Annotated in this window: 16 protein-coding genes; 3 read left to right on the top strand and 13 right to left on the bottom strand. The window is 68.0% G+C overall.

Features of this window, described 5'->3' with window-relative positions:
* Position 1: 1 nt before the first annotated feature.
* Positions 2-1,609 (bottom strand): DUF4384 domain-containing protein, encoded by a 1,608-nt coding sequence (locus FZ029_RS16725; RefSeq protein ID WP_149270248.1) that lies wholly within the window; start codon positions 1,607-1,609, stop codon positions 2-4.
* A gap of 213 nt (positions 1,610-1,822) precedes the next feature.
* On the opposite strand from FZ029_RS16725, the gene FZ029_RS16730 reads away from it, so the two are divergent.
* A complete protein-coding gene (locus FZ029_RS16730; RefSeq protein ID WP_247892334.1) occupies positions 1,823-3,484 on the top strand; it encodes an alpha-amylase family glycosyl hydrolase in 1,662 nt (553 codons plus the stop codon).
* Positions 3,485-3,637: 153 nt separating this feature from the next.
* Positions 3,638-4,738, top strand: a complete 1,101-nt coding sequence (locus FZ029_RS16735; RefSeq protein ID WP_149270252.1) for a TRAP transporter substrate-binding protein — start codon at positions 3,638-3,640, stop codon at positions 4,736-4,738.
* 57 nt (positions 4,739-4,795) lie between these two features.
* On the opposite strand, the gene FZ029_RS16740 is transcribed toward FZ029_RS16735, so the two are convergent.
* The 4 genes from FZ029_RS16740 to FZ029_RS16755 form a co-directional block, all read right to left on the bottom strand.
* The gene (locus tag FZ029_RS16740; protein ID WP_149270254.1) at positions 4,796-6,844 is read right to left on the bottom strand and encodes a hypothetical protein; all 2,049 of its coding nucleotides are present in this window, start codon (positions 6,842-6,844) and stop codon (positions 4,796-4,798) included.
* Positions 6,841-8,250, bottom strand: coding sequence for a flagellar hook-associated protein FlgK (gene flgK / locus FZ029_RS16745; protein ID WP_149270256.1), 1,410 nt, complete (start codon positions 8,248-8,250; stop codon positions 6,841-6,843). The genes FZ029_RS16740 and flgK overlap by 4 nt, the downstream gene beginning before the upstream one ends.
* A gap of 144 nt (positions 8,251-8,394) precedes the next feature.
* Positions 8,395-11,025: a flagellar hook-basal body complex protein gene (locus FZ029_RS16750; protein ID WP_149270258.1), complete on the bottom strand. Its 2,631-nt coding sequence runs from the start codon at positions 11,023-11,025 to the stop codon at positions 8,395-8,397.
* A 209-nt stretch (positions 11,026-11,234) separates the two neighbouring features.
* The gene (locus FZ029_RS16755) at positions 11,235-12,713 is read right to left on the bottom strand and encodes a tetratricopeptide repeat protein (RefSeq protein WP_149270259.1); all 1,479 of its coding nucleotides are present in this window, start codon (positions 12,711-12,713) and stop codon (positions 11,235-11,237) included.
* Positions 12,714-12,795: 82 nt separating this feature from the next.
* Between FZ029_RS16755 and FZ029_RS16760 the strand changes: the two genes are divergently transcribed.
* A complete protein-coding gene (locus FZ029_RS16760) occupies positions 12,796-13,134 on the top strand; it encodes a DUF1491 family protein (RefSeq protein ID WP_149270260.1) in 339 nt (112 codons plus the stop codon).
* Between the two features lie 10 nt (positions 13,135-13,144).
* Here FZ029_RS16760 and FZ029_RS16765 read toward each other — a convergent pair whose 3' ends face one another.
* The 8 genes from FZ029_RS16765 to FZ029_RS16800 form a co-directional block, all read right to left on the bottom strand.
* Positions 13,145-13,471, bottom strand: a complete 327-nt coding sequence (locus FZ029_RS16765) for a hypothetical protein (RefSeq protein WP_149201284.1) — start codon at positions 13,469-13,471, stop codon at positions 13,145-13,147.
* 112 nt (positions 13,472-13,583) lie between these two features.
* Positions 13,584-15,191: a tyrosinase family protein gene (locus FZ029_RS16770; protein ID WP_149270262.1), complete on the bottom strand. Its 1,608-nt coding sequence runs from the start codon at positions 15,189-15,191 to the stop codon at positions 13,584-13,586.
* 190 nt (positions 15,192-15,381) lie between these two features.
* On the bottom strand, positions 15,382-17,925 hold the full coding sequence (locus FZ029_RS16775) for an ATP-binding protein (protein WP_247892335.1): 2,544 nt from the start codon (positions 17,923-17,925) through the stop codon (positions 15,382-15,384).
* A complete protein-coding gene (locus FZ029_RS16780; protein WP_149270264.1) occupies positions 17,925-19,553 on the bottom strand; it encodes a 5'-nucleotidase C-terminal domain-containing protein in 1,629 nt (542 codons plus the stop codon). The genes FZ029_RS16775 and FZ029_RS16780 overlap by 1 nt, the downstream gene beginning before the upstream one ends.
* A gap of 81 nt (positions 19,554-19,634) precedes the next feature.
* The gene (locus FZ029_RS16785) at positions 19,635-20,468 is read right to left on the bottom strand and encodes a metallophosphoesterase family protein (protein WP_149270266.1); all 834 of its coding nucleotides are present in this window, start codon (positions 20,466-20,468) and stop codon (positions 19,635-19,637) included.
* Complete coding sequence (locus tag FZ029_RS16790; RefSeq protein ID WP_149270268.1) at positions 20,465-21,673, bottom strand: ATP-grasp domain-containing protein; 1,209 nt, start codon at positions 21,671-21,673, stop codon at positions 20,465-20,467. The genes FZ029_RS16785 and FZ029_RS16790 overlap by 4 nt, the downstream gene beginning before the upstream one ends.
* An 18-nt stretch (positions 21,674-21,691) precedes the next feature.
* A complete protein-coding gene (locus FZ029_RS16795; RefSeq protein ID WP_149270270.1) occupies positions 21,692-22,933 on the bottom strand; it encodes a GNAT family N-acetyltransferase in 1,242 nt (413 codons plus the stop codon).
* A 179-nt stretch (positions 22,934-23,112) separates the two neighbouring features.
* Positions 23,113-23,820, bottom strand: a complete 708-nt coding sequence (locus FZ029_RS16800) for a glutathione binding-like protein (RefSeq protein WP_149270272.1) — start codon at positions 23,818-23,820, stop codon at positions 23,113-23,115.
* Between the last annotated feature and the right edge of the window lie 163 nt (positions 23,821-23,983).

Genomic DNA, 23,983 nt, shown 5'->3' on the forward strand with positions numbered 1-23,983 from the left:
GTCAGGGGCCGGTGGCGATGAATCGCGCATCCGCCAGTGGGGCAGGGGCGTCGTCCGGTATGGTCGCCAGCGCGTCGGATAGGGCGGCCAGATAGTCGGCCGCCGGTTCCTGCTCCGGCCGCGGGGTAGGGAACAGGGGTGCCGCCGTGGCGATGGTCAGCAGCATCTCGGTGCCGAAGGGCGGGCCGATGGTCCAGTACCGGCCGGTCTGCGGTTCGCCGTCTCCGGCCTTTTCGCCAAGCCGGCGTGATGCACCGGCGGCCAGTGCCGCTCCGCTGTCCGACGGGTTGGGCAGCAGGTGGACGACGCTGCCGTCGATGGTGAAGTAATCGACCTGCAACTGCACCGGACGGACGGGTGCCCGGATCTCAAGGACAAGGGGATCGCCGGCACTCAGCGCCGGCCCCCCCAGCACAGTTGCCGTCAATGGCTCCGCCAGCCCGCGATTGGCGTCCAGCGCCGTGGCGACGCTGCCCAGAGGCGCACAGAACTGCGCATCCGCATTGGCGAGGTCGAAGCCGTGGTCCCAGCCGGCGGCAAGGACCTCGACCGTCTCGCGCACCTCCGCCTCCGCCCGTTCCCCCGCCACGGTTCCGGAAACCAGCAGCCGGCCGCTGGTCTTCTCCACCGTGACCAGCGCGCAGGGGACGGCGCGCAGCGCCTGTTCCATCGCCGCGACCGGCGGCTGCCTGCTCGCCGCCGGCGGTGAGGGGGGCGCAGAGGGAGTGGCAGAGGGAGCGGCAGGGGGAGCCGGTGTCGGTGGGGCAACCGCCGCCGATTCTGCAGCCGGACTCTCAGCCACGGTGGGGGGAGGCGATGGCCAGTTCAGAACCGTCACGGCAGCGACGGCGCCACCCGCAAGAACCACTCCGCCGGCCCACAGCGGCCAGCGGCGCGAGCGTGCCGGCGCGACTGCCAAAGGACGGGACGCTCCGGTCAGTCCGGTCACCGCAAGATGCAGGGAGGCCACGTCCGGAAAGGCGCCGCCGTCCCGCAGATCCGCCAACAGGCCCACAACCGCCGGCCGGTCCTCCTGACCCGCCAGGACCCGCTCCGTCAGGCGGGCGGCGGCCTCCAGATCGCCCCTGCGGTTTGCGTCCAAGGCCGTCAGCGCCGCCCGGCCGAAACCACCGACCACTGCCGCCGATCCACTGTGATGGATGACGGCTGCGGTCAGCGCACCATGCACGACACCAGCCCGGTGTGCGGCACTCAGCGCGTCCAGAATGCGGTCGAGCGTCGCGACCGCCTCGTCCCATGCCAACGGACCGTCGTCCAGCCGCGCGGCGAGCGTCCGGCCTTCCACTGGCAGGGTGGCGACGAAGGCGGTTCCCGCATGTTCACCGGATGCCAGGATGGCGGGGATCGCCGGGTGGGACAGTCGGGCCGCGGCGGTCGCCATCTGCCGGAACCGCTCCAGCCCGGCGGCATCGGCGCACAGGCGGGCCAGCGGCACCGTCCACAGCTCCACCGTCTGTCCGTTGCCGTCGAGCGCGCGGTGCAGCCGGGCATCGCCGTCCCGCCCGATCAGGTCGAGCAACCGGTAACGGCCAAGTCGCCGCTCCTTCTCCGTCGTCGCCGATTCGGTCGCCGTCCCGCCGCGTCGCATCCCCACTCCTCGAACTGAGCCGCTGGTATAGCCGCAGCGCAGCGCGGCGGCCAAGCCCCAGGACACCCGTCCGCAAGTTTCTGTCCCGATGGCCGATCCCTACGAAAGGCAGGGTCTTGTGACCACGAACGGCCGGTAACCTTTCGTTAGCCACGACAGGCGACTCTGGCACCGCGAACCGCTTATGCGACCTCCGGCGCGGAGCCTCCTGCCTTGTCCCACACATCCTCCCAGTCCAAACCATCGGCCCCCAATGCGTCCTGGCTGAACGGGGCGGCGCTCTACCAGATCTATCCGCTGAGCTTCCGCGACCACGGCGGCGACGGCTGGGGCGACCTCGACGGCGTGATCGAGGGACTGGATCATGTCGCCTCGCTGGGCGTCGATGGGGTGTGGATCAGCCCCTTCTACCCGTCGCCGCGCACCGACTTCGGCTATGACGTCGCCGACCATCGCGCGGTGGACCCGCGCATGGGCAATCTCGCCGTCTTCGACCGGCTGATCGAGCGCGCCCATGGGCTGGGGCTGAAGGTGCTGGTCGATCTGGTCTGCGGCCACACCTCCAACGCCCATCCCTGGTTCGTCGACAGCCGGCGGTCGCGGGATGGCGACAAGTCCGACTGGTATGTCTGGGCCGACGCCAAGCCCGACGGCACCGCGCCCAACAACTGGCTGTCGGTGTTCGGTGGCGCCGCCTGGACCTGGGAGCCGCGACGGCGGCAATTTTACCTGCACCATTTCCTGCCCAGCCAGCCGGCGCTGAACCTGCACCATCCCGCGGTGATGGACGCGCTGTGCGAAACGGCGGAATTCTGGATGGAGCGTGGCGTCGACGGCTTCCGCATCGACGCCGTCGATTTCTTCGCCCATGACCCGCAGCTGCGCTCCAATCCCGCCGCCCTCTGGCGCGAGGCCGAGCCGCCGCTGAAGCCCTTCGCCCTGCAACAGCATGTCTACGACATGATGCACCCGGCGATCGGCAGCATCCTGTCCCGGCTGCGCGAGACGGTGGAGCGCTATCCCGGCCGCGTCCTGCTGGGCGAGCTGTCGAGCCAGCCCGGTGCCGGCCAGCGCATCGCCGCCTATTGCACACCGCAGGGGCTGCACGCCGCCTACACCCTGTCGCTGGCGAAACAGCCCTTCAGCGCCAAAGGCTTCGCCCAGGCGCTGAGCGCCGCGGGGCGGCCGGAGTCGATCTGCTGGAGCCTGTCCAACCACGATGTGGAGCGCGCCGTCAGCCGCTGGCTGCCCGCCGGTGCCGATCCGCAGTCGTTCAACGCCCTGCTGGCGATGCTGGCGGCGGCGCTGCCCGGCACCGTCTGCCTCTATCAGGGGGAGGAGCTGGCCCTGCCCAACGCGGTGCTGGAACAGCACCAGCTGCGCGACCCCTTCGGCATCACCTATTGGCCCGACTTCCAGGGCCGCGACGGCAGCCGCACGCCCATGCCCTGGCGCGCCGCCGAGCCCCACGCCGGCTTCTCCGTCGCCGAGCCCTGGCTGCCGGTGTCCGACCCCCATCTCGACCTCGCCGTCGACCGGCAGGAGCGGACCACCGGCAGCCCGCTGGCGGTGTGGCGCGCCGCCCTCGCCCTGCGCCGCGACCTGGAGGCGCTGCGCGCCGGTTCCGTCACCGCCGTGGAGGAGCATGGCGACCTGCTGTCCTTCGAACGGACGTCGGGGAACGACCGCCTGCTCGCCGTCTTCAACATGGCCGACCGGCCGGCCGAGTTCGCCCTGCGCGGCCGCGGCGAGCTGGAGGATCTGGCTGTCCCGCGCGCTCCGGGTGCCCTGCCGCCGGAACTGACCGCCGATGGCCGGACGCTGGTGATGCCGCCGCTGTCGGTCTTCCTGGGCCGGCTGCGCACCGCCTCCTGACACCCCCTCGAAAGGCAGGCATGCACATTTATGCGATGCGGGCCTCCGCATCGGATGCTTTGTTACACTCTCGCCTAAGTCGCTGTAATTCCCTGATTCATCGCGGGTCACGGAAATCGTCAGCAACAGCAATAATCTTGCGGAGTAGCGGGAGTGGAAAGAAGAGCGTTTCTCACCAAGGCCGGCGTCGGTGCCGTTTCGACCGTTGCCGCCTCGACCCTCGCGGCCCCGGCCATCGCGCAGACCCAGCCGGCCATCCAGTGGCGCCTGGCTTCGAGCTTCCCGAAGAGCACCGACATCCTCGTCGGCACGTCCGAGATGATCGCCAAGCGCGTGTCCGAGGCGACCGACGGCAAGTTCCAGATCCGCGTGCATGCCGCCGGTGAGATCGTCCCCGGCCTGCAGGTGCTGGACGCCGTCCAGAACGGCACCGTCCAGTGCGGCCACACCTGCGGCTATTATTATGTCGGCAAGGACCCGACCTTCGCCTTCGACACCGCGATCCCCTTCGGCCCGAACGCCCGCCAGCAGAACGCCTGGTACCAGTATGGCGGCGGCCAGGAGGTGATGCGCACCTTCTTCGCCAAGCATGGCATCGTCCAGTTCCCGGCCGGCAACACCGGCGCCCAGATGGGCGGCTGGTACCGCAAGGAGATCAAGTCGCTGGCCGACTTCAACGGCCTGAAGATCCGCATCGCCGGCATCACCGGCCAGATCATGGCCAAGCTGGGCGCCGCCCCGACCCAGATCGCCGGCAGCGACATCTACCCGGCGCTGGAAAAGGGCACCATCGACGCCGTCGAGTTCGTCGGCCCCTATGACGACGAGAAGCTGGGCTTCGTCCAGGTCGCCAAATACTACTATTATCCGGGCTGGTGGGAAGGTGGGCCGCAGGTTTCGCTCTACATCAACCAGAAGGAATGGGACGCGCTGCCCAAGTCCTATCAGGCGATCCTGACGGCGGCCTGTGCCGAGGCGAACAGCGCGATGACCGCCCGCTACGACGCGGAAAATGCCAAGGCGCTGAAGCGTCTGGTCGCCAAGGGCGCCCTGCTGCGCCCCTATCCGCGCGACCTGATGGAAGCCGCCCACAAGATCGCCTACGAACTGTACGACGACATCGCGAAGACCAACCCGGACTTCAAGGCCGTCTACGACAGCTGGAAGCCCTTCCTGGACGAGGTGCAGCTGTGGTTCCGCGTGGCGGAACTGCCCTACGACAACTTCATGCAGTCGGCCGGCCGCGGCAAGTGACGGTTCCGGCGATCTGAGGAAACGGGGGGTGGCCGGTCCGGCCGCCCCTTTTTTCTGTCAGGCCAGATAGTTCAGCAGCGACAGTTTCTGCGTCTGGCCGGCGACGGTGTAGGTCGCCTGCTGGACATTCATCGCGCTGCTCAGCCGGGCCGCGACCTCGGTCTGGTCGATGCCTTCGATCTTGGCGATGCGGTCGGTCAGTGTGGCGATCGAGTCCGTGTGGGCGTCCTTGGTGGTCTCCAGCGTGGCGGCATCGGACGCGACCTTGGCGTGGATCGACCGGATCTGGTCGGTCGCCTGGGTCAGCATCTCGCGCGCCTGGGTGCTGTACTCCGTCCATTTGCCGGGATTGGCCGCCGCCGTCCGCACCAGTTGCATCGCCTTCACCAGCGTCTGGAACCCCTTGTCGTCGGCGCTGACCCCGTAGGTCAGGTTCAGGTTGTCGTCGATGGTCACCTGCGACTTGCGGTACGCCTCGGCATTCTTGCCCTTGGTCAGATATTCGGCATCGTAGAAGGGCAGGTCGGGCGGCTCGGCATAGGGGACGTCGATCAGGCTGTCCTGCTCCGGCGGCAGGGTGCCGACGGAGATGGTGTTCTGCAGCGACCCGTTCGTCACTTTGGCGCTGGTCGAGAACAGCGAGCTGCGGTTGGGATGGTTGGGATCGGCATTGGCCGTGCTGGTCAGCGCGATGCCGGGGCCGTTACCGACCGCGTCGATGGTGACCGGCGGGGCCGGGTTCAGGTTGGCGAAGTTCTGGCGCAGCTTGTCGGCCACCTGGCTGACGCCGGTGACGCCGGCGGCATAGTCGGTATCGCTGACCGTGTAGCGCACCGTGTAGGTCTGGTAGGGCGGCAGGTCGCGGGGTTCGTTGGGGTTCTTGGTGTAGTAGTTCTGGTTGTACGGATCGTCGGGATCGCCGACCGCGACCGTGAATTCGAAGGTGTCGCCGATGTCCACCGCCGCACCGTTCAGGGTGAAGCTGTCGATCTGCGGCAGGGTGGTCGTCGGCGCCTGGGTGGTGGTCGGCGCGGTGACGGTGTTCTCCACCGTGGCGGAATTGATGACGCGGGCCGACAGGTCGAACTTCTGCCCCGGATCCTGGCCGACCAGCGTGATGATGCCGTTGGAGGTCGATACCGTCATCGGCAGCGGCGGGTTGGCGGCGTTGATCTGGGTGGTCAGGGTCTGGGCGACGAAGGTCAGCGTCTTCGGATCGGTCGCCTGGATCTGATAGCCGAAGGTCTTGCCGGAGACCGTCACCTCGAAATAATCGTCGGCGTTCACCACGGCGCCGTTGAGCGTGATCTTGCTGGTCTGCTTCGTCGCCATCAGGTCGGTGACCGGTTCCGTCCCGAACCGCGAGCCGGAGAACAGGTAGCGGTCGCCGAAGCGCTGGTTCATCAGCGCCTGGATGTCGCGCATGGCGCCCTCGGCGCGGTCCTTCACCTGATCGGCCTGCGGGAAGGTGACGGAGAAGCTGCTGCTCGACGAGGCCTTCAGCGTGTCGAAGCTGAGGTTCAGGATCGCGCCCTCGCCAGGGCCGCCGGAGATGTTGAAGTTGTATCCCTTGCCGTCGTTGGGCGGGGTGGTGCCCAGATTGATGGCGCGGGTGGTCTTGCCGCCCAGCCCGTCGGTCACGGTCACGTCGAAGGTGCCGTTGGGGCCCTGCTGCGACGGAACCGCGGTGACGGTGTATTTGGCGCCGACCGTCAGCTTCGACTTGGCCGCGTCGACCGACAGCTTCATCCCGTCGGGATTGGTGTTGATCGGCGTGGCCACGCTGGCCGGACCCGGCTCGAACGGCATCGTGGTGCTGGAGGTCCAGCTCGACACGATCGATTCCAGCGAGGTCAGCACCTTGTCCGTCGCCTGCACGCGCGGCGCCGCCATGTTGATGTTCTGGACGTAGTTGTCCTTCTTCGCCATCTCCGACCGCAGGTCCAGAAGCTTCTGAACCTCCGGCCCGTAGGCGTTGAGATCGACCGACTTCTTGCCCGTGGTCAGCTGTTCGGACAGTCGGTTGATGTCGTTCTGGCCCCCGGACAGGTTCCGGACAAGGCTCAGATATTTCGAGTAGCTGCTGACTCCCGTTATCGAGCTCATCGGACCACCGCCTCCAGCGCATCGAACATTGCATTGGCCACTTGCATGACCCGTGCCGAAGCCTGGTAGGAGGTCTGGAGCTGTTGCAGCTGGGCGATTTCCTCGTCGATGTTCACGCCCGTCTGCGACTGGTAGCGCTCGCTGAGAAGCTGCATGGAGGCCTTGTTGGACTCAGCGGAGGTATTGGCCGTCTTGGCCGCGGCCATCCAGGTCCCGGTGATGGCGCTGCCGATGGCGCTGTAGCTGGTGTCCTTCATCTGCAGCCCGTCGGCGTTGAAGCTGCGGCCGGCGGAATTGACCGCCTGGACCATGCCGTCGATGGCGGACTGCTTGATTTTGCTGGTGTTGTCCAGGAGCTTGGGGTTGATCGCGATGGTGAAGCGGTCGGTGCCGGTGAAGAACTGGTTGGCCTGTTCGCCGGCGGCGGCCGGGCTGGCATCGTTGTAGGCGTCGGCGAAGCTGGTGGGCTCTCCCGCCTTGGTCGGGCCGGTGAAGGCCTTGGCGAACTCGTCCAGCTGCGAGCGCAGCTTGCGGATGACCTCGGTCGTCGGGTCGCCGCTGGCCGGCGTCGGCGGCTCGGTGGTCGAGCCGTCCTTGCGCATCTGGATCAGCGAACCCAGCTTGCCGGTGGTCAGGTGGCTGTTGATCGAGGTGACCTGATTGCCGACCTGTAGGTTGATGTTGCCGCCGTCATAGGAAAGATTTGCCGGCTGGGCATCGACCAGCGCCAGACCCGACGGGGTGAAGATAGCCAGCCGGCCGTCCGGCCGCTCCACGGTGCGGATGCCCATGTAGGTGCTCAGCTCGCGCACCAGCCCGTCGCGCTTGTCGGCGACGGCGTTGGCGGCGGACCCCTGGCCCTGCAGCGACACCATGTCGTTGTTGATCGAATTGATCTGCTTCAGCAGGTCGTTGACCGTGTCGACCGACTTGGTGATGTCGGTCGACATGTCGCGGTCGAGCTGCTCCACGCCTTCCGACACGCGGCGGATCTCGCGCGAGAAGCTTTCGGCCGTCTGGACCAGCTGGTACTGCGCCGTCTCGTCTTCCGGCGAGGTGGACAGGGTCTTGATCGCCGCCTGGAACTTGTCGGCATAGTCGTTCAGCAGCGGCGTCCCGTTGGTGGTCCGCATCAGGTCGCCCAGCTGCTGCATGTAGGTCGAGGTCACCTGCGATCCGCCGTCGCGCGAGGTCAGATCCATCACCTGGGCCATCAGCGCCTTGTCGACTTCCCGGCGATAGGTCGTGCTGATGACCTGACCGCTGGCGTCCACCGACTGTTGGGCGGTGTGGCGGGTGCGGTTCGGGTCGTTGGCCTGCGCGATGTTGTCCGAAACCAGCTTGACGTTGGTCTGGACCGTGCGCAGCCCGGCCGTGGCACTGTTCAAGGCTGCGAAGAGGGACATGGCAGGAGACCTTTCACGGATCGGGATGGTCGGGGCGGTGCCGGGATGGCCGCCGCCCCCCATTCAGACGATCAGGGAACTGGCGATCGGTAGACGGGCGATCGGTAGAGAGGCGATCAGGTAATCAGAAGGTCAGGGCCGCGCTTAGCGCTTCAGCCCCAGCACTTCCTGAAGCATTTCGTCGGAGGTGGTGACGATCTTCGCGTTGGCGGAATAGCTCCGCTGGGTGACGATCATCTTGGTGAACTCGTCGGCGATATCGACGTTGGAGCTTTCAACGCTGTTCGCCACCACCGCACCGGCGCCGTTCGTCTCCGGATCGTTGAAGTTCGGCTTGCCGGCCTCTTCGCTCTCGACGAAGACGCCGCCGGATTCGCGCTGCAGGGCGTTGGGGTTGTTGAAGGTGATGATCGGAACCTTGGCGATCATCTTCGACCGTCCGTTGTCGTAATTGACCATGACGGTGCCGTTGTCGCCGAACACCACGTCCTTGAACTGCCCGCGTGGCGCGCCGTTCTGGACCAGCTGGGTGACGTTGATCTCCTCACCGGCATATTGGGTCAGGCCGCCCGGCTTCTGGTACTTGCCGAGGTTCAGCGAGATCTGCTGCGGGCCAAAGCCGTAGTCGACGGTGAAGGTGACGTTGGCGTCGGACCCGGCGGACTGGTTGGCGGCGCTGACCGCCGTGCCGGTGCCGACCAGGGCGGTGGAGATGTTGGTCAGCGTGCCGACCGTCTCCGGCGTCTTGCCGAAGGTCAGGCCGATATGGGCCGGCGTCTGGCCGGCGACGGCACTCTGGTCCAGGGTGAACTGATAAGCGGTCGCGTCACTCACCGTGCCGGTCGCCGTCGCGTCGCTGGTCACGGCCAGCACGTTGCCGGTCACCGTCGCAGTGCCGCCGGCGGCGGTGATCTGCGTGGCGAAATAGTTCAGAACCGCGTTCGGGGTGCTGTAGGTGTTGATGTTGGCGTTGTCCAAGGTCAGCGAATAGGTCACGCCACCGGCCGTCACGGTATAGGTATCGCCGACGTCCACCGTCGATCCGCCCAGCGTGATGGAGCCGGTGCCGGTCATCGTGTTGGCGTTGGCCGGCGTGGCCGCGGTCTTGGCGGTGACGGTGATGACGCCGCCCTGCGCGGTGGCGGTCACCGGCAGCGAGGTGTTGGAGTTGATCTTGTTCGCCAGCGCCGCGGTGATGTCCTCCATCGTCATCTCTTCGCCGGTGGTGCTGTAGGTCACCGCCGTGCCATTGATGCTGAGGGTGTATTGCGTGCCGATGTCGCCCGGCGTGCCGGTCAGCGTCACCGTGCGGCTCTGGCGCACGCCGGCCACGCTGGAGACCGACGGCAGCGAGCTCATCGTGTTCACGGACGCGCTGGAGTTGGTCACCGTCGCGCTGGAGGTGACGTTGGTGTTCACCGCATTGGCCTGGATCGACAGGATGTTGCCGGCCGACGACGCGGTGACGGTGGAGCCCAGCGCCTGGTTGATCTTGCCGGCCAGCTGGGACACGACATCGCTCACCGTCGAATAGCTCTGATAGGTGGCGGCGGTCACCGTGTAGCTGATCGGCGTGCCGTTCACGTTGATGGTGAAGGAGTCGCCGACCTCGACCTGCGTCTGCGGGAACTGGAACTTATCGATTTCACCGGCGCTCGCCGTCGCAGCCGTCGAGGTCTGTGTGACGATGGTGTTGGTGGTATTGGTGCCGGACACCACGTCGGTGTTCAGCTTGAACGGCGTGCCGGGCTCGCGGGCGGTGACGCGGATCGTCTGGCCCGACGAGGTGGCGAGCACCGAGGCCGCCGGCGATGCGGAGTTGATCTGGTTGGCCAGCGCGCCGGCCAGACCGGAATAGGTCCGGATCGACCCGATGTTGTCGGCCGTGATCTTCAGGCTGTAGTTGGTGCCGTTGACCTTGACCGTATAGGTGTCGCCGATGCGCAGGTTGTCCTGCCCATTGGTGTTGTTGCCGGCAAGGGTGATGACGTTGACCTGCGCGACCGCGGTCTGGCCGGCGATGTTCTGGCCGAAGGTCACGGTGGCCGGATTGCCGGTAAAGGTGCCGTCGACCGGCTTGGTGTTGGAGCCCGGCGCGTCCAGGACCATGCGCCAGCTGCTGTCCGCCTGCTGCCGCCACTTGAAATTGACGGTGCGCGGGTTGCCCTGGCTGTCGAAGATCTGGATGCTGCTGTCGGGAATCTTCTCACCCGGCTTCGGCGTCGCCGGCAGGTTGGCGGCCAAGTCGATGGTGTTGGTCGCCACCGGCTTGTCGATCAGCGAGTTGACCTGGATCGGCGCCACCTGGTCCTTGTGCAGCACGCCCGTCACCGGATCGACCAGCCAGCCGTTCAGGGCATAGCCGGAGCTGTTGACCAGATAGCGGCTCTTGTCCAGTTCGAAGTCGCCGGCGCGGGTGTAGAAGGCGGCCGATGAGTTGACCGTGCCCGTCTGCGTCTGCACCAGCGTGCTCGACCCCTGGGTCGCCACCTTGGTGACGCTGAAGAAGCCCTGGCCCTGGATAGCGATGTTGGTCGGGCTCTGCACCTGGGTCAGGCTGCCCTGGATGTTGTTCATGAAGACCGGCTGCGCCGTGACCCCGCCCGGCTCGTGCAGGCGCTGGCTGGACTGCAGGACCATCGTCTCGAAGGCCGAATCGACGCGCTTGTAGCCGATGGTCGAGCTGTTCGCGATGTTGTCCGAGATATGTCCGAGCGCCTTCGACTGGGCATTCAGGCCGAGAACGGCGGTTGTCATCGAACCGAAGATGCTCATGGCCGGGGTCTCCGAAAGATAGGGCAAAGGTCTTCTGCGCCCTATCTAGCAAGCGGAGTGCCAACTGCCATGCCGACGACAACTCATTGAAATCGGCTGATTATTTGCGGAAGCGTCACGGCGGGGCCGGATTTTGCCGGCAGGTAGGAAAGTTTCGCCTAGTGCCGCCGGGCCCGCCGGGCAGAAAGCTCCCGCCGAAGTTGCCGGCCTTATCCCAAGCGCCGGGCGGCGCGGGCGGCCTGCGCCTTCAGCACGGCGGCGGCGGTGCCGAGCATGGTGGTCCAGTCACCGGGGCGCGGCTGGCGGAACAGCCGCAGCGACGGGTACCAGGGGCTGTCGGCGCGGTCGAGCATCCAGCGCCAGTCCGGCACATGGGGAAGCATCAGCCAGCACGGCAGGCCCATCGCCCCGGCCAGATGGGCGATGGCGGTGTCGACCGTCACCAGCAGGTCGAGGTTGGCGAGGATGGCGGCGGTATCGGCGAAATCGCGCACCCGCTCCATCGCGTTGGGGATCGCCACGCCGGGTAGGCGGTTCAGGTCGGCCGCCGCGTCGCCGGTCTGCAGGCTGACGAACCGCACCCCCGGCACCGACAACAGCGGTGCCAAGGCTGCCACCGGGATGGAGCGGTTGCGGTCGTTGCGGTGCTGCGGGTTGCCGGCCCAGACCAGCCCGACCCGCAGGGCGGTCCCGTTCCCGTCCCCGTCCTCACCGGCCAGCCGGTCGCGCCAGCGCTCCACGTCGCCGGGATCGGGGGCGAGATAGGGCACGCCGGCGGGAATGGTCTCCAGTTCGGTGCCGAAGGCCCTGGGCAGGCTCATCAGCGGACAGTGGATGTCGTGCGGCGGCGGATCCTCTCCGCGCACCAGCACCTGGATCGACGACCCCAGGCAGCGGTTGAACAGGCGGTAGAGCAGCAGATGCGTTTCCAGGACCACCCGGCCGCCGCCCTGCGCCGCGATCTGTGCCACCAGCGGGGCATAGCGCACGAACTGGATGGCGTCGCCGTACCCCTGGTCCATGTGCAGCAGGATGGTGGCGCCGCCCGGCGGCTGGCCGGCCCAAGGCGGGCTGGCGAAGCGGTGCCAGCGATGCTCGAACCCCTCCCAACCCGCGCGCAGGTCGCCGCGGACCAGCCGCCCCACCGCGCGCGCCAGATGGGCGTCGCCATTGGCGGGATTGCGTGCCAGCACGGCGTCGAAGCAGGCCTCCGCCTCGTCGAAGCGGCGCTGGTCGCGCAGGACGGTGCCGAGATTCAGCAGGGTCGCCGCATGGCCGGGGCGCAGCCGGGCTGCACGCTCCAGCCAGCGCCGCGCATCGGGGTAGCGCGCCAGCGCGTGCAGCGAGGCACCCATCGCCTCCACCGCGTCGCCATCGCTCGGGTCGAGCGCCAGGGCGCGCCGCAGCACCGGTTCCGCCCGCTCCGGCATCTCCGCCGCCCGCAGCGCCGCGCCCAGATGGCCCCAGGGGGCTGCCGCCGTCGGACGAACCCGAACGGCACGGCCGATCCACCGCACCGCCGCCGCCGCGTCGCCCGTCTGCGCCCGCAGCACGCCCGACAGGTGCAGCGCGTCCGGCTGTGCCGGTTCCGCGGTCAGGATGTGGCGATAGGCGTCCGCCGCCGCTTGGGCATGGCCGGCCATGTGGTGGTTGACGGCAGCGTTCAGAGCGTCCAGGAGTGTTGCCATACCTTCTTCTCTACACCGGCCGGCCGGGCAGGGCGAGAATCGAAAATCACCAAGAGCCCACGATCAGGAGCCTGTCACGGCAATGGACGACCGCCTTCCGACGCATCTCTGGGTTTCGGCCCACATCCGCGCAGCCGACGCCCAGGGCGTGGCGATGACCGTGGTCCGCAAGGGCGATCCCAGCCGCGGCACGGTGATCCTGAAGATCAACCGGCTCGACCGCACCTTCACCGTGCTGGTCCAGACCCGCGAGGCGGATGGCGAGCGGCTGTTCTGGGCGCGTGGCACCGGCGCCGATCCGGTGCCGGAGACGGACGCCGACACCTACATCGCGCGTCAGCTGCGCTACGACCCCGACGTCTGGGTGGTCGAGGTGGAGGACCGCCAGGGCCGCCACTGGTTCGACGGGCCGGTGCGCTGACAGGCGGCGGTTAGGGCGGTGATTGGGGAGTTGGGCCGATGATGGACAGCCGAATCTCCTTGACCTCATCCGCCGTCGGCGGACGGGACCGGCCGTCATGGGTGGTGATGTGCAGGCGGAGCGCGAGGCGTCCGTCCCGCCAAACCCCGGCCGGCACCGGAATGGTCACGGTACCGGCGCCCTGACCACGCTGGGGACCGAAGGGAGCGGCGGCGCCGATGGGCACGCCGTCCGAGGTGGCGACCTCCACCGTCTGCCCACGGGTGAGCGGGCCGAGGGTGACTGCAAGGATTGCGGCCTCGCCCTGCCGCAGCGGATGCGGCAGGGCGAGGACCATCTCCCCATTGCGGTCCGGCGTCCCGGACGGGGTCGCCGGCTCCGCGCCCGCGGGCTGGCCCGTCAGGACCAGCAGCGCGAGCAGGGCGGCAGCAGGCCCGCCTCGCCAACCCCTACAGGGCCTGGAGCGAGACTGCCTTGACGGCGGCGGTGGTGGTGGTGCCATTGGTCGGGACAAGGCGAACCTCCAGCGTTGCGGATGCCGCCGGCGCCGCCGCGTTGGCTGTCGGGCTCTGCGCCAGTGCGGCGGTGTGGGCGGCCTGGGGCAGCGGCAGCGTGAAGGTGGCGTCGTCCGCCATGCCGTGCATCGCCGGGCCGAAGAAGCCGATGGTGCCGCCGTAATAGGGGCTGTCCGCCGCCACCTTCGTCACGCCGGCCGGGGCGTTGATCAGCAGGTCGAAATTCCGCGAGGCGCCGGTGCCGGCGGGGCGGCTCACCTTGACCGCCATCACCACCGGGCTGGACGGCGCCGCCGACAGCTGGACCGATCCCACGCCCTTCGCCACCGTGCCCCTGACCGGAGCCTTGACCTGAGCCGATGGATTGGCCGCCACCACCTGCGCCGATTCCGCGTCGCCGAAGCCGTGCCGGTACTCGTACTGGAACCGTTCGGTGCTGAGATAGTCACCAGCGCGGCCGTCGAGGACATAGCTGCCGTCCGCGCGGACGAAGAACAGGAAGGGTTCGCGGGACAACTGCGACAGCTCCTCCTTGTCGGTCGGCAGGATCGGCAGGCCCAGCCGCTGCTGCTTGCGCGTCCAGACGTCCCACAGCCGGTCCATGTTCGCATGGTGCAGGAAGAAGACGGGGTCGACCGGCGACAGGAAGTTGGTCATGTTGCCGTAGGGACCCGGATCCCACGGGCCGACGCCGCCGATGCAGTTGTGGACGAGGTTGTGCGGCTGGCCTTCCAGAACGGAGAACTGGGTGTTCCCGCCCGGCATGACGTTGTGCGACGCCGTCTTGGAGCTGGTGAAGCTGCGGGTCACGTCGGCGTTGTAGTAATCCACCGGCAGCAGGCCGGTCAGCACCGTATGGGGCGAGCAGGCCTTGGCCGTCTTGTCGTCCAGCTTCGGGTTCTCACGGCTCAGGTAGCGCGCACGGTCGGTCGCGGCGAAGGCCTCGTTGCCCGGATCGCACTTGCCGTGGCTGCAGCCGGTGACGTCGTCCCACAGCTTGTCGAAGCTGCTGTAGCCGCGGATGTCCAGCTGCTTGCGCTGGGCCGCATTCAGCGTGTCCCAATATTTCTTCATCGCCGGCTTGATATAGGCGGTGAAGGTCTTCAGGTCCTTGGTATGGGGAAGAAAGGCCTCGCTGACCGGGGTCAGGGCGCCGTCGAACATCTCGTTCGGGATCTGCGGCAGAACCGTCCAGTCCCAATAGGGGAAGGCGAAATTGGGATTGTCGCTGTATTTGCGCACCGTCTCCTCGAAATAGCCGAGATAGCCGCGGTGCCAGACATAGAACCACCAATTGCCGTGCGGACAGTCCATGAAATGGACGAAGGCGTTGCGGAACCAGTTGTGCGGATGGTCGGGCGGCAGGTTCACCATACGCTGGACGGCCGTGGCGTAGCTGCGCAGCATCGCCTTGCCTTCGTCACTGGTCGCGCTGTAGCGGATATATTTCGCCGTTGCCGCCCGCGCCGGGGCGAAGGGCAGCATGGAGGCACCCGCCACGGCGGCGGTGGATGCCAGAAAATCCCGTCTGCTGAAATTCATTTCGTTCAAGCTCCCTCATAGCGATAAAAACACTGGAAGCCTGTATAGGAAACTGACTGTTTGCACGTGGAATCAACCGTCGCTGCCACGCCGAAGGGCAGCGGACGAACGCCAGCATACCGAGATATGTCCGGCCCATGCACAGGCATGTCGCCGGTCGGGGAAACGGGCGGGCGGATGTGGCAGCGATCTATGCCGCCGCGGTGACTCGGGGAAAACGCAGGGTGAAGCGGGTGCCTTCGCCGGGGCGGCTCTCCACCCCGATGGTGCCGTGCAGGCGGCCGGTCACCAGATTGTAGACGATGTGCAGCCCCAGCCCGCTGCCGCCCGATCCGCGCCGCGTGGTGAAGAAGGGGTCGAAGACCTTGGGCAGGACCTCCGGCGCGATGCCGGCGCCGTCGTCGCCGATCGACAGTTCGACCATGTCGCCGTCCATCACGCGGGCGGCGATGGTGATGCGGCCGGGCTGCTCCGGATCCAGGGCATGGACCAGCGCGTTCATGACCAGGTTGGTCAGGATCTGCGACAGGGCCCCCGGATAGCCGTCCAGTTCCAGATCCGCCGGGCAATCGATGTCGATGGTCAGCGCCGCCCGCGCCTTGTAGGTCGGATGCAGGCTGCGCAGCAGCTCGTCGATGTAATCCCGCAGCAGGAAGGCGCGGCGCTCGTCGCTGGACTGGTCGACGGCGACCAGCTTGAAGCTCTGCACCAGATTGGCCGCACGGGTGCTGTTGGACAGGATCAGGTTGGCCATCTCCATCCCGTCGCTGAGGAAGCGCTGGAAATCCGACTTCTTCAGCGCGTTCGCCGTGTGGCGGTCAGACAGTTCGCCGATCAGCGCCTGCAGCTGCGAGGCGCCGGTGATGGTGATGCCGATGGGGGTGTTCACCTCGTGCGCCACGCCGGCGACCAGCTGGCCTAGCGAGGCCATCTTCTCCGCCTGGATCAGGCTGGCCTGCGTCGCCTTCAATTCGCCGAGCGCCCGTTCGGCGGCGTCGCGCGACTGGCGCAGCGCATTATCCGCCTCGACCTCCCGCGTCACGTCGACCACCACCGCCTGGATCGCCGGGCCGTCCATCCAGTCGACCCGGCGGCCGGTCAGCTCCACCCACAGCTCGGCGCCGTCGGGCCGGCAGGCGCGGATCCGGCGGCGCGGCGTGGACTGCCCGCCCTCCAGCAGCTGGTCGTAATTGTCGATCATCGACTGCCGCGCCTCCACCGCCACGACGGACAGCAGCGACGGCAGGGCCATCACCTCCGCCACCGTCAGCCCCAGCATGGCGGCGAAGCTGTCGTTGGCGTAGAGCGCGTGGAAATCGCGATGGATGATGATGCCCTGGATCGAGCCCTCGACCAGATCGCGGAATCGCCGCTCGTTGTCGGCCAGCGCCTGCTGGCGCCGGTCGATCTCGTCGATGAAGTAGCGGATCGAGGCGCCGATGTCGGTGATCTCGTCGTCGCCGTCCACCGGGACTGGGGCCGGGACCGGAACCGTACCGGCCGCCCCGCCTCCGGCCTGCCGGCCACCCGACAGCCGGGCCAGCACCGCCCGGTTCATCGCCACCAGCCGCGAGGACAGGAAGCGGCGGAAGATGAAATAGACGCCGACCGCCAGCAGGATCGACGCGCCGGCCAACATCATGACCGTGCGGGTGCGTTCGGCGATCAGCTCGGCCAGCGCATCGGTGCGCTCGGCCGACTGGTCGCGGATGGAGTCATAGAGCGCGCGGGTGGACCGTTCGACCGTTTCCACCAGCACCTGGGCCTGCCCGGTCAGCGCCTGGGCGCGGTTGCGCGCCTGCAGGCGGTCGATGGCGCTTTCGAACAGCCCGCCCGGCGCGACCAGCAGCGAAAACAGCTCCTCCTGCACGGTGGACATCATCTGGCCGGTCGGGTCGGGTGCACCGCCGGTCAGGCGGGCCAGTTCGGCCAGCGTCCGTTCGGCCGACCGCGCCTCCCCCTTCAACCGGCTGAGATGGTCGAGCTGCGTCGCCCCCGCCGCCCGCGCCATCAGCGCGCCGATGCGCGCGGCCCAGGCGCCGGTGTCGGGCATGCTTTCGATCGCCGCCGCCAGCCGGCTCAGCGCGCGGGCCGCTTCGGCCTGACGGTCGCCATACTCGATCTGGCGGGTGACCTCGGCATTCAGGTCGGCGACGGTGGCGGCCAGGATCAGCAGGGTGGAGCGGGTCTGCTCCAGCAGGCGGACATTGCCGTCGCGCTCCTTCCCGTCCCCGTGGTTGTCCTTCATCAGGCCGCGCATGCGGGCGACCAGAAGCTGCATCGAATCCAGTTCCGTCACCAGCCCGTCATAGATGGACCGGCGCTGCGGCGTCGAATTCGCGGCGGCGAGCTGCGGCAGTTGCGCCACCAGCTTCTGCAGCGATCCGTGCAGTTCGGCGCTGGTGATGACCTCCGGCAGCGTGTTGGTCGACAGGGCCGTGACTTCCGCCCGGAACAGGCGGAAGGACGACATCGACACGCCGCCGATCAGCACCACCAGCAGCGCCATCACCGAAAGCCCCAGCGTGATGCGCACCGCGATGCCGAAGCGTCGCGTCCGGTTCGGCGGCGGCGTCTGCGGACCCGGCGTCGCGCCCGTTGCCGGCGTGGGCAGCGCGGCAACCCGCGCCGCGGTCTGCATGACGCCGGACGTGCTCTTCAAGATTTCAGACGTGCTCCGCACGATGCTCGGCACGGTGGAGGAAGACAGGCTGGTGGAAAGCTGGCCGTCCATTACCGCCTCACCGTCATGCGGCCGTCCAGCCGGGGAACGAACTCGCCGCTGCGGGCGATCTGGTCGATCATCTGGGTGGAGATGAACTCACTGTTGCGGTCTTCGACCAGCCTCGGCACGCCCGCCAGCACGCCGTACCCGTCGCCGCCCGCCGCCAGGAAGCTGCTGGTCGCGAGCCGGTAGCGGGTGGACCGGCCGACCGGGTTGCCGCCGACCGACAGGCTGCGCAGCCGCTGGCCGGGCGGGCGGGTCAGGTCGATCTCCGCGCGGGCGTTGGACAGGTGGGGAAAGCGGCCCTGCAGCTGCTCCACCGCCGAAACGCCGCTTTCCACCGCCTCCCAAAGCTGCTGCCCGGTGATGTCCAGCACGACGCCGACATCGTGAAAGGGAAGCTCGCTGTAGATGTCGCGCCGGGTCAGCAGGGCATCGGCCGGATATTGGCGATCGCCGCGGATGCCGCCGCCGTTGATCAGCGCCACGTCGGCGTCCAGCGTCTCGCGCAGGGTGTCGACCACCGCGTTGGCGAAGGCGTTCTCGCCCGTCCGCAGCGCCTCCTTGCGGGTGTCGAGCGGCGCGGTGAGACGTCCCACCTCCATCCGCAGCATGGTGTCGAGCCGTGCCGCATAGGTCTTGGCCTGGATCAGCGCGGCGGGATCGGGCGGCACCGCCGCGCTGTCGATCAGGCGGGGCGCCGGGGTCCAGCTCACTTGCGGCTTGCCGTCCGGCCCCGTCCTGCGCTCCACCGTCAGATCCAGCGCCAGAACCCAGGCCGCCTGCGGCCCGACGGTGGCGGACAGGAAACGCCCGTCGTAATCGACGGCGAATGGGCGGTTGCGGTCCTGGTACAGCACGATGTCGGCGGGACGGGCGGCCAACACGCTGCGGTGGGTGTCGCCGGCATAGCCGGTCATCGCCACCACCAGATCGACACCGTCGGCGCGCAATGCCGCGGCCTTGGCCGTTAGCGCCGGAACCGGGTCGCGGAACTCCGTCCGCTGGGCACGGGTGGTTTCCCGCGTCAGCACCGGCGTCGCCGCCATCACGCCGATGCGCAAGGGGCCGGCGCTCAGCACCACCGCGTCCTCCAGCCCGTCCGGCGTTCGGCCGGTGGCGCGGTCCACCGTATTGGTGGTGACGATGGGAAAGCCTGCCTCGAAGGCGCGGGCGCTCAGCCGGTCGTCGCCATGGTGGAATTCGCGGTTCAGCGCGGCCATCGCGTCGATGGTCATGCCGTTCAGCAGGTCGATGATGTGCGCGCCCTGGTCGTAGAAGGCCAGCACCGACGGCGCCAGCGTCTGGCCGCCATGCAGGACCAGCAGGTTGGGATGGGCGGCCCGTTCCTGGCGGATCGTCCCGGCCAGCCGGGCCATGCCGCCGCGTCCGGCGGTCTCGTCAAGGTCGGTGGTGCCCTGGGTGTAGAGGATCGTCAGATGGACCGGCCCGGTGTCCGTCGCAACCTTTCCATCCACGACCGCGGCGGCAGGCTGCTGCGCCTGCGCCGGCAGGATCGCCGCAGGCAAGCCAAGGCCAAGGCCAAGCGCCAGCGATGCGGCCAGGGACGACAATGTCCTGCCGAGCCGGGTCCGAATCCTGCCGGCAGCGCCGTTGAGTATACCGATAGTGTCCATAGCCCGGCGTCACCTCTGCCCCCGCGCCGGATTATGCTCATTTCCACGTCGCTGTTGAAGCAAAGCCGCGTTACGGGATTGTCATATTGATGACACACGGCGCGGAAGAGCCCGTTTTACCCGTTCGTAGACACCGAGAACTCGCAGAATTCCGATCAACTTCATCCGCACCGACGCCGGAACTGCGGCAAAACGTGGCGCCAGCCCGGCGCGCCGGGTTTTCGACAGTGCCGCCCGGCGGGCATAGGCGACGCGGTGAAGCGTGACCCGCCGGCTGGCGGTGTCGAAGCAGGCGAAGCTGGCGCGGCTGTCGGCGCCGCGCGGCTCCCCCACCGTGCCGGGGTTCAGCAGATACAGCCCGTCTGCCCGCAACTGCGCCCCGCCGTCGAGCGGCACCGCCTGCACCGCCCCGTCCCGCCATTCCCACAGCCCCGCCCGGTGGGTGTGGCCGAAGGCGCAGACCCGCGCGCCGGAGGGATGCCCGAGAAGCGCCTGAAGGCTCAAGCGGCGTTTGCCGTCATCGTCCAGCCGCACCAGTTCCTTCCCTACCTCCGGATGCAGGGCGCCATGGACGGCGACCAGGACGCCATCCACCGCCGCCGTCAGCGGCAGGGCGGCCAGGAAGGCGCGGCTCTCCTCGTCCAGACGCTCCTTGGTCCAGGCGACGGCGCGCGCCGCCGGTCCGCTGAACCCCTCGGTCCCGATGGCGCCGGTCACCGCCCGGTCGTGATTGCCGGCGATGCAGACGGCGCCGGCCCGCTGCAGCAGGGCGATGCAGGCGGCGGCATCGGTGTTGTAGCCGACGATGTCGCCCAGGCAGACGATGCGCTCCGCCCCCTCGGCCCGGATGGCGTCGAGTGTCGCCTGCAACGCCTCAAGATTGGCGTGGATGTCGGAGATGAGGGCGATCTTCATGGCTTCGCCAGACGCGCCGGGCCGGCGACCCCGGGAATGCGGGCGAGCAGTCGGTCCAGCTTCGGCCGCAGGAAGGGCATCGGGTCGTCCGGCGTGATCGCCTTCGCCTCGCAACGCGCGACCCAGGCGATCCAGCGCACTGTCGGCACCCCGCCGTCCCGCGCCGCCAGCCTGTCCTTGCTGATATGGCACCAGCAGGTGCCGGGCCGGGCCTTGGCCGGGCGGGGGGCCGGGCGGGGGTTTGGGCGGGGTCGGCCGGTCAGGTCGGCCTGTACCATCGCCGGCAGGTTCACCCCGGCGACCGCACCCAGATGGTGCCACAGGTTGAAGCGCGGGTTGATCTCCAGCAGGTGCAGGCGGCCGTCGGGATCGCGTTTGAAATCGAACTTGGCAACGCCCTTGAGGCCGATGCGCGCCGCGATCTCCCGTCCCAGCGCCGCCACGTCGGCTCCCTCGCCGTCGATGTCGGTGATGGTCAGCGCGGTGCTGTGACCGTAATCGACCGGATATGTGCGGATCTTGCGCCCGGTGAACTCGCCAGCCACGGCGCCGTCCGCATCGATATAGACATGGTGGCTTTCGATCCGCGTCTCCGGTCCGGGGATCAGTTCCTGCGCCAGCAGATCGATGCCGACCGCGATCAGCCGCGGCCACAGGGCGCGAAGCTCGTCATGCCCATCCAGGCGGATCGCCTTGCCCAGCCCCTCGATCTCGTCCCAGGGCGGGCGGCGGGTCAGCGGCTTGACGATCACGGGATAGCGCAGGTCCAGATCCGGCGCCTCGCTGCCGGGCAGGGGGCTCAGGCGCCGGGTGCGGGGAACCGGCAGGTCGATCCGCTCCGCCAGCGCCTGGAACCGGCCCTTGTCGACCAGCGTCTCCACCAGATCGGCATCGGCCAGCGCGAAGCGGAAGACGGCGGACAGCCGGTCGCGATGGCGCGACACCATCAGAAGCTGCGCATCCTCCTCCATATAGAGCACCGGCTTCTCGGCCTGCGCGGCACCGAAACGCAGCAGGCGGTCGACGAGCACTTCGTCGTTGCCGCCCTCCCACGGGATCAGCCGCTCGGTGAAGCGGGAATGGGCGGTCGCCCCGCCCGGCGGTCCGACCACGGCACAGCGGATGCCGGCCAGCCCCAGCGGGCGTACCAGATCCATGTCGCCCAACACGCAGGCCAGCGGCCCGGCTTTCGGTCCTGTTGCCATGGCGAACGCTCTCCCTTCTCAGATTCCCTTTGCCGGAGCGATCCAGCCGCGCAGCGACCGTTTCACGGCGTCGACCATCACCCCGCGCGCCCGGCGGCAATGCGCCTCCAGCCGCCGGCTGAACCGGTCGGGGCCGAGCGTCAGCCAGTTCATCGGCTGTTCGGCATTGGAGAGCAGCGGCTTGTGCCCGGCCGGCGTCGACATGAAGTCGTAGCAATCCTCCCCGCGGGCCAGCGCATCCTCGATGGCCAGCACATGGCTCAGCAGTCCGGGCTTCAGCCGGTTGTCGGCCTCGAAGGCGAAGCCGCCCTGATAGTTCAGGACGCGGTGGCGATGGACGAAGTTGTAGAGATAGCCGATGGGCTGCCCGCCGACGCTGACCCGGCTCAGCCGCACCGCGCCGCGCCGCATCCCCTCGGCGATCAGCCTTGTGTGGAAAGGACGGAAGGCCGGGTTGGCGAAGGCGCCCGCCTGTCCGCGCGCCTGCCAGCCGGCCTGATGCAGGACCTCCATCCCGGCGAAATACTCCATCGCCTCGTCCACCGTCGCGGCGACGCGGTGATCCAGCGCGCCGCGGGCGCGGTAAAGCCGCTCTGCCCGATTGACCGCCGCCCGCGTGTTGCGGCCGAGGCCGCCACGGAAGTCGCCGCCGCCGGCCCGCACCGTGCCGAGGTCGACCCACTGCGCCGAATCCGCGATGCGCAATTGCAGCGTATGGCCGGTTCGCGCCGCCACCCGCCGGGCGGCCCGTTCCGCCGCCAGGGTCAGCCCGCCCAGCACCAGCTCGTCATTGGCGGTCAGCCGTTCGCCCAGCCAATGCAGCATGGCATCCGTCACTTCGTCGGCGACGCGGCGGTCGGCGAGGATGCCGTTATACTCCATGAACAGGCGGTCATAGCTGCGGTCGCCGGTCTCGTGCAGCATCCAGCATCGGCTGTGCAGTACCCCGAACCGCCGCCGCACGCGCGGGCAGAGCACGGCCAGACCGACCGCTTCATCGCCCCGTAATGCCACCAGCAAATGCGGCTCGATGCCATCCGGCATCTGCGCCAGCCAGGAGCCGATCCAGGTCCAGGAGAGAAAGAAGGAAGAGTCGGCACGGCTTTCCAGTTCCGTCCATGCCAGCGCCAGTTCCGGCAAGGAGGGCAGGGGGTGCAGGGAAATCCGTATTTCGGCGGATGCGGCGGGACCGGTCGCCGTTTCGATGGCGGGACCGTCGGAGTTCGGGCGGGCGGAGTCGGGGCGGGGCCAGATGCTCATCGGCGCGGCGTCTCCGGAAGATATTCTCTACCGAAAACAACACGCTGGATCCGGGAACGGTCCCGTCTACGCCGGGGAGCCCCGAAAATCTGCGCGGCGCAAAAGGATGCCGCGAAAGAAGCGGATTCTATACCGATACGCCGGCCCGGCGATCGATGCCGGGCCGGCTGTCAGGGACCTCAGCGCTTGACCGTGTCGGCGGACTGGCCGAACAGGATCTTCTTGCTGTCCTCATTCACCGTGGGCGTGCGGTTGGGGTTGACGGCCTGCCCCTTTTCATAGGCGCGCACCACCGCCGGCCGATCCTTGATCGCGTTGAACCAGCGCTTCAGGTTGGGGAAGTTGTCCAGATCCTGCTGCTGGCGTTCATGCGGGACGATCCAGGGATAGCTCGCCATATCGGCGATGGACAGGTCCGCCCCGCCCAGGAACTCGTTGTCGGCAAGGCGCTTGTCCATCACGCCATAGAGGCGCCCGGTCTCCTTGACGTAGCGTTCCATGGCGTAGGGGATGCGCTCCGGCGCGTATTGCACGAAATGGTGGTTCTGGCCGGCCATCGGGCCGAGGCCGCCGACCTGCCAGAACAGCCATTCGAGAACCGTCTTGCGGCCACGCACGTCGTTGGGCAGGAATTTCCCGGTCTTCTCGGCCAGATAGACCAGGATGGCACCGGATTCGAAGACGCTGATCGGCTCGCCGCCGTCGGCCGGGGCGTTGTCGATGATCGCCGGCATGCGGTTGTTTGGCGAGAAGGCAAGGAATTCCGGCTTGAACTGGTCGCCGGTGGAGATGTTCACCGGCTTGAACGTGTAGTCCAGCCCGGCTTCCTCCAGAAAGATCGTGATCTTGTGGCCGTTCGGCGTCGGCCAGAAATAAAGGTCGATCATCCCAAACCCTCCAGTCATTTATCGGCCCGAGGCTCCAGGCCGGTGATTTCCGAAAAGGTTAACCGCTTCGCTCCGGCTGGCAAGCCCGCACGCACGCGCGGCAGACCTTCGATCCACCGCGTTAATTTCGTATAACGGAATGCAATTTCATTTTGTTGACAGC

The organism is Azospirillum sp. Sh1 (assembly GCF_008365135.1).
Classification (GTDB): domain Bacteria; phylum Pseudomonadota; class Alphaproteobacteria; order Azospirillales; family Azospirillaceae; genus Azospirillum; species Azospirillum oryzae.